The organism is Bacillus sp. HMF5848 (assembly GCF_003944835.1).
In the GTDB taxonomy this organism is placed as follows: Bacteria; Bacillota; Bacilli; order Bacillales; family HMF5848; genus HMF5848.
In genome coordinates this window covers 2745615-2759111 of the sequence record NZ_RWIV01000001.1, presented here as the reverse complement: position 1 = coordinate 2759111, position 13497 = coordinate 2745615, and the positions used below count along the sequence as shown (strand labels likewise).

Annotated in this window: 9 protein-coding genes; 4 read left to right on the top strand and 5 right to left on the bottom strand. The window is 34.9% G+C overall.

Translation table 11 applies throughout. The features are described 5' to 3' along the window. Positions 1-28: 28 nt before the first annotated feature. Positions 29-1429 (top strand): MBL fold metallo-hydrolase, encoded by a 1401-nt coding sequence (locus EJF36_RS13230; protein ID WP_125906768.1) that lies wholly within the window; start codon positions 29-31, stop codon positions 1427-1429. Between the two features lie 919 nt (positions 1430-2348). Then, positions 2349-3185 carry a CsxC family protein gene (locus EJF36_RS13225; RefSeq protein ID WP_125906767.1) on the top strand — a complete coding sequence of 279 codons (837 nt, stop codon included), beginning with the start codon at positions 2349-2351 and terminating at the stop codon, positions 3183-3185. A gap of 92 nt (positions 3186-3277) precedes the next feature. Here EJF36_RS13225 and EJF36_RS13220 read toward each other — a convergent pair whose 3' ends face one another. From EJF36_RS13220 to EJF36_RS13210, 3 genes are all read right to left on the bottom strand, one after another. Further along, positions 3278-4822, bottom strand: a complete 1545-nt coding sequence (locus EJF36_RS13220) for a hypothetical protein (protein ID WP_125906766.1) — start codon at positions 4820-4822, stop codon at positions 3278-3280. A 132-nt stretch (positions 4823-4954) separates the two neighbouring features. Further along, positions 4955-5755, bottom strand: coding sequence for a CsxC family protein (locus EJF36_RS13215; RefSeq protein WP_125906765.1), 801 nt, complete (start codon positions 5753-5755; stop codon positions 4955-4957). Positions 5756-5922: 167 nt separating this feature from the next. Then, positions 5923-6714 (bottom strand): CsxC family protein, encoded by a 792-nt coding sequence (locus EJF36_RS13210; protein WP_125906764.1) that lies wholly within the window; start codon positions 6712-6714, stop codon positions 5923-5925. A gap of 186 nt (positions 6715-6900) precedes the next feature. On the opposite strand from EJF36_RS13210, the gene EJF36_RS13205 reads away from it, so the two are divergent. Further along, on the top strand, positions 6901-8091 hold the full coding sequence (locus tag EJF36_RS13205) for a ParM/StbA family protein (protein WP_125906763.1): 1191 nt from the start codon (positions 6901-6903) through the stop codon (positions 8089-8091). Positions 8092-8096: 5 nt separating this feature from the next. Next, positions 8097-8471 carry a hypothetical protein gene (locus EJF36_RS13200; protein ID WP_125906762.1) on the top strand — a complete coding sequence of 125 codons (375 nt, stop codon included), beginning with the start codon at positions 8097-8099 and terminating at the stop codon, positions 8469-8471. A 143-nt stretch (positions 8472-8614) separates the two neighbouring features. On the opposite strand, the gene EJF36_RS13195 is transcribed toward EJF36_RS13200, so the two are convergent. Further along, positions 8615-8887 (bottom strand): hypothetical protein, encoded by a 273-nt coding sequence (locus EJF36_RS13195; RefSeq protein ID WP_125906761.1) that lies wholly within the window; start codon positions 8885-8887, stop codon positions 8615-8617. A 225-nt stretch (positions 8888-9112) separates the two neighbouring features. Beyond that, on the bottom strand, positions 9113-13390 hold the full coding sequence (locus EJF36_RS13190) for a PAS domain S-box protein (RefSeq protein WP_185806911.1): 4278 nt from the start codon (positions 13388-13390) through the stop codon (positions 9113-9115). Between the last annotated feature and the right edge of the window lie 107 nt (positions 13391-13497).

Here is a 13497-nt window from a genome sequence, read left to right as displayed (position 1 = left end):
CCTTTCTATCTTTTTTCGAGGTGATTATATGTCAGAGACATCTATTCAATTTCATAGTGGTTTACGTTCTATTGGAGGAACAGTTGTTACAGTACAATACAAGGATGCACGTGTTATTTTTGATTTTGGCTTAACCTACAATCCAGCCAATAACATTTTTGATGGACAAATAAAACATAGGGAAACAGCTTATGTACGTGATTATCTTCGATTAGGCCTTATACCAGCAATAGATGGTATATATGCAAAAGATGATTTAACAAACCTCACAGAAATAAAGGCTGCAGACGAAGATGAACGACAAACGGCTGTGTTTGTATCCCACTTGCATTTAGACCATATGGGAGCAATTGGCTTTCTTGCGCCATCTATTCCAGTCTATATGACAGACGAAAGTCTTCGCTTATATAATTTACTGGAGACATTAGAAGAATCTGTTCCAGGTAGAAAACCATTACTTCATGCTTGCTCGTACAATTCACCAATTCAAGTAGGAGATATCCAAGTAACGTCTCTAGTATTAGACCATGATGTGTTAGGTGCCTGTGCTTTACATATACAAACACCAGATACATCAATATTATATACAGGAGATTTGCGAATGCACGGAGCACAGCCGAAACGAATTCAAGAGTTTATTCATCGCGCAAAAGAGTTAACTTATGATGTCGTGATCATGGAAGGAACAACGTTACGTTCTGTTGATGAATTGGCAGATGAGGATATTTTTGCAGATGATAGTATACCAGAAGATATGCTAACAGAATTAACAATTCCTTCAGTTGTTGCAGAAGAGCTTAGAAAAACAAGTGATTGGGCTGTTTTTAATATATATCACCGTAACCTTGATCGTGTTAAAGGGATGATTAATGCAGGACAACAAGCAAATCGATTAACTATATTCGAACCGAAGACAGCGTATTTAGCATACAAGTTGATACCTGAAACTACAAATTACGGTGTGTATGTATCTAGTGAAACAGCTGCACAAATTCATAGTAAAAAGCTTCCTGCATGGAAAGAAGAACTGTTAAGTAATGTGACAAATTATCATACTCACACTATTAATGAAAATCCTGAACATTTCTTTCTTCAGAATAGCTATGATAACGCCCTCGAAATGTTAGATCTTAAAGGCGGTGGTATTTACATCCATTCGAATGGTGTGCCATTAGGAATGTTTGACCCTGCATATGAAAACCTGAAGCGAATTCTTAGCATTGTACAATTTAATCATGTTGTTATCGGTACGAGTGGACACGCAATTCCACAGCATTTAAAGCATATTGTTGATGAGTTAGATCCTGCTTTGTTAATTCCGCTTCATAGTCATTATCCAGAGCGATTAAAATCAAAAACTGGCGAACAATTTTTGCCTGAGTTTGGTGTGGTTTATAAGTTAAGCAATCATTATATAACGACGTATTAATAAAATGGCTCTATCCTGAAATAACTGTGGATAACTTTTATTTCATTGATATATGTGCCAATTTATTTGCATGTATGTCTGTTAAAGGTGAGTGTTGATTTTTTAATATTATTGATACCAGCGAAATGCGCGATAGAAGACGAAAGACTAAGAGCGCCACACCCTGTGGCAATATCTTTCTGACCCGCATCGTGCGGGCCTCGGCGGGATGTAGTGGCAGGCGTGAGACACTGCATGCGCATGCGCAGAGGAGGTTCACGGCCACCCCGCGGAAAGCGAGCGCAATGTAGCGAAAATCAACAACAAAGTTTAACAGAGTTAATAAAATAAATACATAGTAGAAACGTATCTGCTGTGTGCCTGAATTTAAAGACAATAGCTTACGTTAACATTGAAGCTATTGTCTTTATGAAAAATTGAACGTGTTCACCCACCATCATTCTTTCAATTCTACAATTGAGACCATTTAAAAGAGGATGGTCGAAAACTATGTTGCTTGTCTTTTCTACATCTCATAAGATGACAAAAGTACATATATTTTACAATAACTCCTTGAAAAGTAATGCAATGTCCATCATTTTCCCTCTATGATTATTAATTTTACTACGATGGTGTAATGTTCTTGATTAAAGAAAGTTCTTTCAAAAACTAGTAGAAATGTCTAATAAACATTAATTAAAAGTGAAATCCCGATTTTGATTTATATTATACTTGGTTGGTTCACAAGATAACCTCATTGTGAATTATCCACACCAAACGATTGATAACGAACTAGATTAATATAAAAATATGTATAAGTCTATCGGTACTAGTCTATACCAACTCCTTTCAACTTACATATACCATTAGTAAGTCGAAAGTAAAGATGCGTGTATTGTCGTTCTTTGCTTTTGAAAAAATTAAAAAGGAGTGGAAATGTATGATGAAAAATACTGGTAATAATAAGCATGATGGCTGTCCGCCACAAATGCCAAACGAATACGCTGATACTAAGCGTGTTGATTGCCTTAATCTTCCTATCTCTCCAGCACTATTAGCAACAGGATTAAGTACGGATGTTATTGATGCACGTGTACCTTTAACAGATTTGTTAGTAGAAGCAGACGTAGAAGCTGATATTTACCTCCCGACAGCAGCCAGAGAAATTAAGAACATTCGTAAGAACGTTTCGCTTAAACAGTGTAAGACAGTTGAATCTGCAGCAGACCCGACTGGCTTTACATTAAAACTATACCTTACAGGTGTTGTTCACAAAAATATTCAATATGTGGAGCATCATACGGGGTATGTAAAGGATTATGCTGTTGATGTACCATTCACATGTAATCAAACAGTATTCATCAGGCCAGCAACGGGAAATCCAGTGGTGTATCCGCTAGGCTTACAGTACAGTTTGAAAAACTCTACGTTAGAATTAAGAGAATTGGCTGACGATGGTCATAGTGCCGATCGCTGTACAGGTGGTTCTTTATCATTTGAAATCTATAATGAACCAGTAGAATGTAAAATGATTGCTTCTGCGGTAAAAGAAGTAGATTTGTATAAAGATTTTGATCATTTTGGTAGATTCAGTAAGATTACAGAAAAAATGGAAGTACTCCTATTATTTAAGTTATGGCAAAGACAACAAATTACAATTGATGACACGCCTCATGGTGGTGGATCAACAGCAGACGATGCTGGAGCAGTTGAAAGAAACGAAGGACAAACTGCACTTGAAAGATTTAAACAAGCTATTCGTAGAGCTAGTATGTAATGTTAAGTGAAAAAAAGGGATCTCAACGATGAGATTCCCTTTTTTACTACAAAATTTGTTGGGTACATAGGAAGCTTTACCTGAATATGACTTTAGTTGATATTATCTATGTTTATAGATTGTTTTTGATAACAATCAATTAATACTTTAGCCTGACCGGTGAGGTCTAGGTTGCACTGTGTGTCTGTTCCTATAAAATTTTCGTGCCACACAGTTTTTACACTGGTTATTTCAAATTTTATATCATCTGCAAAGGATTGCATTTGTCCACGATGATAACTTACGTCATGATTCTTTGTTTGAAACGTGTATTCATAGTGCTCATAATTTGGTACGTGAGGTTCATGAAACCATTCAATAAAAACTACATTATCCCATGGAATTTGGACATGAATTGTCTGTATAGGTTGTTCTATGCTAGTTGGTACACATTGTATATTTGCTACAAACAGGCCTTTGAAAAATACTGCATTTGAAGGTAAAACAGCTTTCCCATTGAATTCTTTAATTGACCAATCTATATTTAATACGTTTTGTATCTTAATAGGTAATTCGATTGTTTTGCATATATTTACTTCTATGACAGTTGTAGCTAGTAATACTGGTAGCTTGACTTTAGTGTAGTTTATCACTTCATTATATGTTTGAAAGTTGTTTGTTCGTTTCTTTTGATGTTTCTCTTCACATGGTGAAAGGTAGTCTGCTTTCTCATTTATCTGTTCTGTCTGATCATTGTTCGTATTTTTGACTATTTGTTCTTCAACTCTTTTAGGTAGTATTATAGGGTTTTGGCTGCTATCTTCGTCATAATTATTTTGCTCAGTTCGTTCATCTAAATCATCCGAATGCACATCATCTGCAGCATCATTAATAACAGAACCTTTAGTTTGTTTTTTCTTTGCTTCTTTTTTATAGTAATAGTTAAGTTCAGTTTCATCCACTCGCTTAGGATATTTTATCTTTTTGGTACGTTCTGTATCCAGTGGTTCTTCAGTTACATTGCTCTCGCATTGAGATTGATTGAAATACTTGTTAATCCCCTCATATACTTGCTTTGGTAGCTTTTGTTCTTTTGTGCGTTCAGAATTGTGTGTATCATTAGTTTCATTCGAAGCTCCGTCCTCTAAATGTAAAGCATCTGCTTGACTTTCATCTACAGTGTGTTCAATCGATTTTTCCACATTTGTACTTATTTCTGAGGCTTCGCTCTTTGAAGCTTCGGCATCATGCAAAGCTTCTTCTTGATATTCTGAGGTTTGTATTTTGGCAATTTCATTCTCATCATGCTCTATGGTACTTCGATCTTCCAAGTTGTTTTGTTCATTTTCATTTTGAAGTATTGTATTATCGTTGCTTATATTATCATTGTATTCGTTATAAATACTTTCCGCTAAATGGTCAGCCTGACTCTGTTTTATTTCTCGACTTTTTATGTGTGGTGGCTTTAATAGTAAAGGAGGAGAAATATCATTAGAACGAAAAGGCTGGAAGAAGAGAGTTGTATCGTCTTCGATAGAACCATTTTGCATGCCGATAGGTTCATTAATAGTATTATCTTTTTTTTGATTGACTTCTCCCACTTCGATTTGAAATGCTGTGCTCCTATTAAATAAGTTGCTGATAATATCTCTACTCATATGCTCAGTGAGGGATAACCTCTAGTTCTCCTCCTTTCTATTCGAGTGCAACATATACTATGCATTGCCTATAAAGTTGTGCAACATTTTGAATCGATTTTCACATTAAACCCTCTGTTGAAATAGCCCTGACTATATTAAGTCGTTGTCATAGCAGCAATCATCATTGTCATCATTTGTAATTGAAGTAACTCTGATTTGCTGATTTTGTAGTATACGAACAGTAATATCGAGTACCATCTTTTCTTCTATCTTTGTAAAATATCCCTCATGAATGGGAGAGTGATTAGGTAATGGCATTCTATCAATTGCTTCGTCCCATTCGATAATGTTACTACTAATCATTTCACAGAATGGTAGTTCATTGTAAAATTGTTTACTTTGTTGATGGAATTGAGACAAGTCGCTTGTCAACAATTCATCTTTTTCAGGAAAACCTGTTGGCAGCTTTTTAGATATGAAAAAATCAAACTCCTCACGTTCGTTAATAATTGGCATAACGGGATGAGTAATATAATCTTTGATCTCAGTAATTAATTGGAACGGTATGTCAACAGTATAAGAATGTAAGTCAGATGCGATAGAAGTTGAGTCTGATGGCTGTATGTCATGGCATGGGCTCGCATACTGAATATTTTTTCGAACAAAGCCTTTAATAAATAGTTTATTAGTTGGTAGTAGTAGACGACATTGTGTGAGTTTTACTCGTTTTTTTATGTCTTTTATTTCTAATACCGGCTCCGGAAATGTAATGGTGGCATCCATATTAATCTGTAAATCAAGTTCAGCTAGTATAACAGGAACCTTTGTAATTACTTTGCCTAAGCAAACACGAGGATGATGCTTGTGAGAATGACTCTCTAAATGGTGTAATTCTGCTTTTCCTTCGGGCACAAATGAATGATCTATTGGTTCATTGTGTTTTTTTGACATTTGTTATGGTCCTCCTTAATACAAAATATAGTGCATCGTATGCATGATAAATGACTATGTATAGGTATCAGCCTATGGGTGTTTGCGGAATTACTTTAGGTAACTAGTACAAATGTAGAAAAAAGTGGCTATCCTATGGATAGCCACTTGTTAAGTTCTGTTGAATATTACGCATTGTCGCCGTTAGGGGGGAAACCATTCAGGGAAACTAATTGCTTTTGTAGGACTCTAATTCCAAATCTAAGGAAAACTTTCTCAGAAAGAGTGTGGAAATATCCTTCTTCATATGGTTCATTGCCTTTAAACGGCATACGATCAATTGCTTCATCATATTCTGTCATTCTACTAAATAAAATCTCACAAAACGGGAACGGATTGTAGACTTGTGTACTATCTTGATGAAACTGCGAAATGTCACTAGATAAAAATTGGTCTTTTTCAGGATGACCAGTACCTAAATCTTGCGCTCTAAAGAAGTCAAACTCGTTTCGACTATTAGCTATAGGTAGTTGTGGTTGATTTGCGAATTCATTAATAGTTGTTACACATTGGAATGGCATATCTACTGTAAATGACTTCATTGTTGATGATACACATTTGTTTCCTTCAGAATATGGCTCTGGAGAGGCATATTGAAAGTTTTTGCGAACAAAGCCTTTAATCACAAGTCTAAAATCTTGATCATTCCCGAATCCATTGTCGAAATTTTCAGATGGCAATAATAGTTTACATTGAACAATTTTGATACGTTTTTTTACGTCCTTAATTTCTAATACGGGATGAGGAAAGTGTATATCTGCCGCTAAAGTTGTATTTACTTCTAAATCTGTAAGTGGAACAGTGGTGAAAATTGAGTTAGGAAATGAACGACGGAAAGGGAAGATATTGTCATTTTCACATTGTTCAATAGATGTTGATACATTTACATCAATACAATGATTGTTGTCTCTTTTATGCATTTAAAATCCTCCTTTTAAATTTTTTATTACACACTGTATCTTATGCAAGGATTAATAGTAAGACTAGATATATGACTGAGGGTAAACGTGGATTTATTAATAGCTGATAGAATCATTAAGGTAATTGGGTACTTGCACCATTTAATGTGTACTATCATACCATTCAACAGGAGGAGGTAGATGTCTATGAATAAAGAAAATTTCCTTGCTGTTGACTTAGGAAACAGCTGGTATAAGGTACTAGCGTCTAATAAAGGAGTTTTGCACGAATACCAGATGCCGAATGCAGTGGCTCTGTTCGATGATGAGTTTTATGAGAAGCCATATGATGAAGAAGATATGAGTCTTGAAGAAAATTTAATTGTTGAAGTAAAAAGTCAAGCTATAATTGATAAACGAGAAGTGTTTTATGTTGGGAAATCTGCTACAAGACAGAAGAATGTTAGTTTGACGTCGTTTAATAATCAAAAAGCAGATGAAGATCGCACATATACACTTTTGTTTAGCATTGCAGCCTATCATGCTGCAATTACGAATGATATAAATAATGATATTCATTATAAGGTTGATCAGTTAGCCATTTCTTTGCCAACTACACAATTTAAGGAGAAAAAAGCTGTACTTAAACAACGTCTAATAGGAACTCATACCATTATTCTTCATAAGGTGCCAGGGGTTCCGGAACCAAAAGAAGTCGTCGTTAAACTACAAATTTGTGATGTAATTGTGGGTGCTGAAGGAGCTTGTGCCTATATTGGATTAACTCGTGATTTGCAAACACTTAATATTAAAGATGATTCATTAGTGAAGGATTCACGTAAGGGTATTATTATTGGTGATTTAGGTGGTGATTCTGTAGATTTTGTCGGTATTAAACATGACAAACCTGTGGCATCTATTGAAGGAGAACCATTTGGTATTAACACGTTTTTAGATAACATTATTAGAAAAGTCAGCAAAAATGAACTGTATATATTTGATTCGCGTGCAGAGCTAGAGGAAAAGCTTAGTGCGGGGCAATCGGAGTGGTATGTTGAACCATTTGCAGGTGTTCGTAAAGATATAAGTAAGTATGTAACTCCGCAGTTAAAGGCGATGGCAATTCAATATCTCGAGCACTTTGACCGTATTAGGAGCAGTTCAAACGAAGTGAAAGGGGCAGTTAGATATATAGCTGTTGGAGGGGCTGCGAAGCTAGCACAAAAACAAATACAAGAGGCAGCTGTTACCTGGGCAGATAAGGGTCGTCCAATAGAATTGTTTTTTCCTGAGAACCTTGAGAAATTAAATGTTATAGGGTTATTAATTTTAGCGAAAATGAATTACTTGCGTCAACAGCATACGCAAAAATTAAATGTAACCACATCAAAAGGTTGATGAAAATGGCTAAAGATTTGTATACCGATTATATAAATAAAGTGGTGTTATCAATACCGGATAGTTTTATTGATGTGAAAACAGGAGAAACAGTAAAGATTTCACCTAAAATTAAGCAACAAATAGAGTATCATACAACTAATCAGACTTTAATGCATCTAATATATTCATCTTTAAACCAATATTTTAAACCAAGAAAAACGAATATCGATTCCCAAACGATTCTTCAAGAAATATATGATTTGAAGAAATTAATTCAACAACCAGGATATGTGCAAAATCAATCAGAAGCATATTCGCATATAAAGGATGATACACCGAAAGATAAGGATCTTAACTTGGATGATGTATGTGAGATTCTTGAGGCTTTTAGTGGATAGAAAAAATATGGCTGGGACAAAGCAAAGAGCCAGGCACCCAACGACATATATTGTGCGCGCCATATAAATAAGCGCGTGCATATGTGTGTTCAGTGAGGTGCCAGCACTTATGTCCCAGCCTTTCTTTTTTAAAAATATTAAATTTAATATTTGAAACTATATTTACGATGACGCTTTTTCTTACAAGAGACACAAGCGCAGTATTCGTATTTTTCTTTATAAGATTCTTCATAGTCATAATCATAGTAATATGAGTCATGCTTCTTATAATGCTTCTTTTTACAAGGACGATGGTGTTTAGGCTTACAATCACAATCAAAGCAGATAACAATACAACAGCAACCTGCCTTATCCTTATGATCAAATGGCTTCATACAATCACAATCATGGTGTGTATGATGAGAGTCGTGATACATATATACACCTCCTTTTTTACATACTATTAACATAGCAGTATTATGGCTTGTTCATTTGCGGATGAAGAGATGAAATGTACACTAGTCACTAGGTAATAGTATAGAAGATTGCCTGAGATTAGCTGAAGTATTTGAACCTGCCTTTACGATTTAATGAGAATAAGCACCATTACTATGTAAATAAAAGAAAGTGCAAAGATTAACCTTTGCACTTCCACTTGTAATCTATATTCTATTTTTATACACAGATACTTTGTCTCGTGTTTGCTTTGCTAAATATAATGTCCGGTCTGCATGCTCAATTAATTTTTTTGCTTCTTCAAAATAGTGTGGGGTGTGAGAGGCGACACCGATAGAAACCGTAACAACATCACTCACTGTTGATGTCCTATGCGGTATTTGTAGTTTCTTTACATCTTTTCGAATACGTTCTGCTACATCTCGCCCCTCATCCGCTGTTGTGTTTGCTAAAATGATTATAAATTCTTCTCCTCCATAACGTGCCACAAAATTCCCAGGCTTGTTAGTGTGTGTGTTAAGAATGTTGGCGATTCGCTTTAAACAATCATCGCCACCCTGGTGACCGTATGTGTCATTATAATTTTTAAAGTGATCAATATCTATCATAATTGAACAAAGAGGCTTTGATGTTAGTTTTGCTTTTTTCCATTCATCACTATAGAGCTCATCAAATGTTCTTCTATTGTATACACCTGTCAAGCCATCAATCATAGACAACGTTGTTAGCTTTTTATTAAGCTCAATAAGTTTTTTCTCGGCAACTTTCTGGTTTGTTATATCTGTAATAGTTATTAAAACTGATTTTATGTTTCCTTCCGTATCGTGAAGGGGTGCACCACTAAGCGAAAGAATAACTTCGTCATTCCTATCAGTTGTAAATATCATTTCTTGATTTACAATCGCACTATTAGTTTTCATTACTTTTGAATGTACATGGTCTTCCATATCAAAGAGTCGTCCATCTAATGATTTACAACCGAGTGTAGGCCCATGGAATTGTTTATGTATCAGATCCTTCCTAGTTAAATGGAGGATACGACAAGCAGCATCATTTACAAATGTTATCTGTCCTAGTGTGTCGGTGATAACAACACCATTCGGTAATGTTTTTATGATTGAGTCAAGTTGTTCGGTATTCTCGCGTAACTCATCCTCCATAAATTTACGAGAAGTTATATCAATAAAATAAACCGACAATCCTTCCGTTGAAGGATAGGCTCTTACACTAAACCATTTATTAAGAGGGATAAAGTATTCCTCAAATTCAACTTGTTTTTTCTCAGTCATCGCCTTTTTGTATTTATATTCAAATGTTGAACCAATCGCATCTGGAAACTGTTCCCATATATTTTTACCTATAAGAGTTGTAGCGGACCGCTCTAAGAGTTGTTCAGCTGTATGATTGCAGTACGTAAAATTCCAGCTATGATCGACTGTAAAGAACGCATCATTAATACTTTCTAATATATTTTCTACGCGCTTTTTAGCATCAGAAATAGATTTCTCCGCAAACTTTTGAAGAGTAATATCTTTAGCAATACCATATAAGCCGATTACTACTTCGTTAAGAATAATAGGGATAATAGTAACTGTCACATGCACAGGATACTCTTCCTTGTGTGTAATGGCGACTTCTAAAGTGCTTGAGATACCTTCCTTTATTTTTCTCAATCCCATTAGGGCATTTCGTTTATCATCTTCTGATTGAAGAAGTGAAGAGAGTTTCATCTTTTTTAACTCTTCTTTTGAATAACCTGTTAGCTCTGACGTCTTTGGATTTACTTGAGTTAAGTAACCATCCATATTGATAGAAAAAACAGCATCACTGTTATTTGAGAACAACGATTTATAGCGTTCTTTACTAATCTCTAACTCTTCTTTTATTCTTTTTTGCGTACTAATATCCTCGATCATTCCAATCGCATATTCAGGCTGGTTATTTTCATCGTGCACAATCGAGACTGTTAGGCGTGCCCATATAATTGCACCATCTTTACGGATATATCGTTTCTCAATTTGATAAGACTCGATTTCCTGAAGTGCTAACTTGCGAAATAGGCTTAAGTCTGTTTCGCAGTCATCAGGGTGTGTGACATCTCTAAAGGATAAATACTCTAACTCCTTTTTTTCGTAGCCTAACAATTGAACTAGTGCACGGTTACTGTTAATAACAAAACCGTCCATACTTACAAGTGCAATCCCGATACCGGCATGGTCAAAGATAGCTCTAAAGCGTTTTTCATTTTCTTTAATAGCTTGCTCATATTCTTTGCGCTGTGTGACATCACGTGTAACCGAAATAATCTCTTCAGGCTGACCCGTTAAAGGGTGAAACAAACTCTTTGTTGTAGTTTCAACCCAAATGTAGTGCCCATTAGCATGCTTCATTCTGTATGTTGGTGTACTGACGTCATCTGTTACTAGTATTTTTTTATGTGACGTCTGAATCTTATGTTTATCATCAGGATGAATTAATTCATACGATTGAGTTCCCATTAACATTTCTGGTCGGTACCCTAACACATGTTTAACTGCTTTTGAAACAAAGGTGAATGTACCATCGATGTGATGCTTACTAATAATGTCTGTCAAGTTTTCTGTTAGGAGTCGGAATCTTTCTTCGCTATCCTTTAGAGCTTCTTCAGCTTGTTTTTGTTCAGTAATATTTAAAATATAGATTGATAATCCTTCGCTGGAAGGATACACTCTTACATCAAACCAAGCATTAGACTTTGGAAAATACTCTTGAAATCTAGTGTAGACATTTTCGTTATAAGCTTTACGATATTCCTCTTCGAACTTTGTTCCGATGAGAGCAGGGAATTCATCCCAAAAATTTTTACCTAATAGTTTACTAGCATCTTTACCTGTATATCGCTCTGCTTCTTGATTCATAAAAATAATACGCCAATCATGATCGAGAGCAATAAAAGCATCTGTAATGCTATCCAAAATAGCATGCTGCTGATTATATGCTCTTGTGAGTGCTTCTTCAGCTAACTTCTGCTCTGTTATATCCTTTGCAATGCAATGTATGCCTATAATTTTATTATCTATAATAATAGGTATAGTAGAAACTGATAAATAGACTTGATCTCCGTTTTTATGGATTAATGTAACATGTCCGTATTCTGGTTGACCACTCATACTTGACGAAAAGATTGAGTTAGCTAACGATAAGTGTTCTGGGGCAATAAGTTTACTATAAGGAATATGAAGAAGCTCATTTTTGCTAAATCCGCTCATAAGCTCACATGCTGGGTTAACAGATGTAAAACAGCCACTTTCATTTAACGAGAAAACAGCATCAAGATTGTTATCAAAGAGTGCCTTGTAACGCTGTTCGTTTGTCTCGATTTGAGAGAAATTCTCCTCAATTGTCGTAGTTACTTGATTAAATGCTTCACAAAGCTCTGCTAATTCCTTAGGAGTATTCGTATACTGCTTTAAGTTAATTTTATGTGTATATACTCCATTTTGAATGACTTTTGCTCCTTTTAACAATTCATGTATCGGTCTTTCAAGGTTAGTTGATAATCTTAATATGAGTAGAAGAATAAATAGCATGATTAATAAGAATGAAAGGCTGATTAGTAATACGTCACGTTTAATTTTCTCTAACACTTCATTTTTGTCAACTTCTCCAATAACAATCCATTTGCCATGATTCGTAAAGTGGTATGAACCGAATACTTTTGTTCCTCGATAATCTTTATACGCGTATGTAACATCTTCTTTATTTAATGCTGCTTTAAAAATATCGGATTCAACTTGTATATTTAGTCTTGCTGTTTCTTCAACGACTCCGTTTTTTATCAAATCATTAATATATTTTGATTCTGTAAGAAGATAACCATCAAGATTTACTAAGTATGTCTCTGTTGTGTTTCCAAAATTACTTTCATTAAGAACCTTATTAATAGCATCTATCTTAACAGCACCTAAAACTAGCCCAATAATGTCTTTAGAATAGTTGCGTACAGGGGAGGAGAAGAACAAATAATAGTCTCCATTTATCTTACTTTTTAGTACATCAGAGCTATATGTGTTTCCTCTCATGGATTCTTTAAAATACTCTCGGTCTTCTACAGTTATATTGTTCGTTTTATTCATATCATCAGTGGTATACAAGATTTCCCCCTTCGTATTAATAAAATGAAGGGCATTAAAATCGCTTTGATTTTCTAAAGTATTATTTAAAAACTCTTGTATAGTAATTTCATCCATTTTACGTATAGAAGGATTGCTTGCTAGTGTTTGTATATCAGCACTACGACTATTCATCCACCTTTCAATATACATATGCTGTAATTTAGTAGTATGATCTAAATAGTCTAGAAAATTACTTGTACCTTCTTTTACTTCTATCCAATAGTAAGAGGAGGCGCATGCAACCCAAATACATAATATAGAAAAAGTCATCCAAAAACGTAATTGACGACGAATAGTATGTAAATTAAATAACCTCGATAGTACATTCATTGTGTGCACCTCTCGTAAGATAAATGGTGGTTTCATATTATTAAAGAATACCACTCTCTACTTTAATATAGAACGTACTATTATTAAAGAAGTTTAGCGAAAAAAAC

Excerpts from the sequence above, each read along its gene's own strand:
- EJF36_RS13230 (WP_125906768.1), top strand. The coding sequence starts at position 29 with ATGTCAGAGACATCTATTCAATTTCATAGTGGTTTACGTTCTATTGGA.
- EJF36_RS13225 (WP_125906767.1), top strand. The coding sequence starts at position 2,349 with ATGATGAAAAATACTGGTAATAATAAGCATGATGGCTGTCCGCCACAA.
- EJF36_RS13220 (WP_125906766.1), bottom strand. The coding sequence starts at position 4,822 with ATGAGTAGAGATATTATCAGCAACTTATTTAATAGGAGCACAGCATTT.
- EJF36_RS13215 (WP_125906765.1), bottom strand. The coding sequence starts at position 5,755 with ATGTCAAAAAAACACAATGAACCAATAGATCATTCATTTGTGCCCGAA.
- EJF36_RS13210 (WP_125906764.1), bottom strand. The coding sequence starts at position 6,714 with ATGCATAAAAGAGACAACAATCATTGTATTGATGTAAATGTATCAACA.
- EJF36_RS13205 (WP_125906763.1), top strand. The coding sequence starts at position 6,901 with ATGAATAAAGAAAATTTCCTTGCTGTTGACTTAGGAAACAGCTGGTAT.
- EJF36_RS13200 (WP_125906762.1), top strand. The coding sequence starts at position 8,097 with ATGGCTAAAGATTTGTATACCGATTATATAAATAAAGTGGTGTTATCA.
- EJF36_RS13195 (WP_125906761.1), bottom strand. The coding sequence starts at position 8,887 with ATGTATCACGACTCTCATCATACACACCATGATTGTGATTGTATGAAG.
- EJF36_RS13190 (WP_185806911.1), bottom strand. The coding sequence starts at position 13,390 with ATGAATGTACTATCGAGGTTATTTAATTTACATACTATTCGTCGTCAA.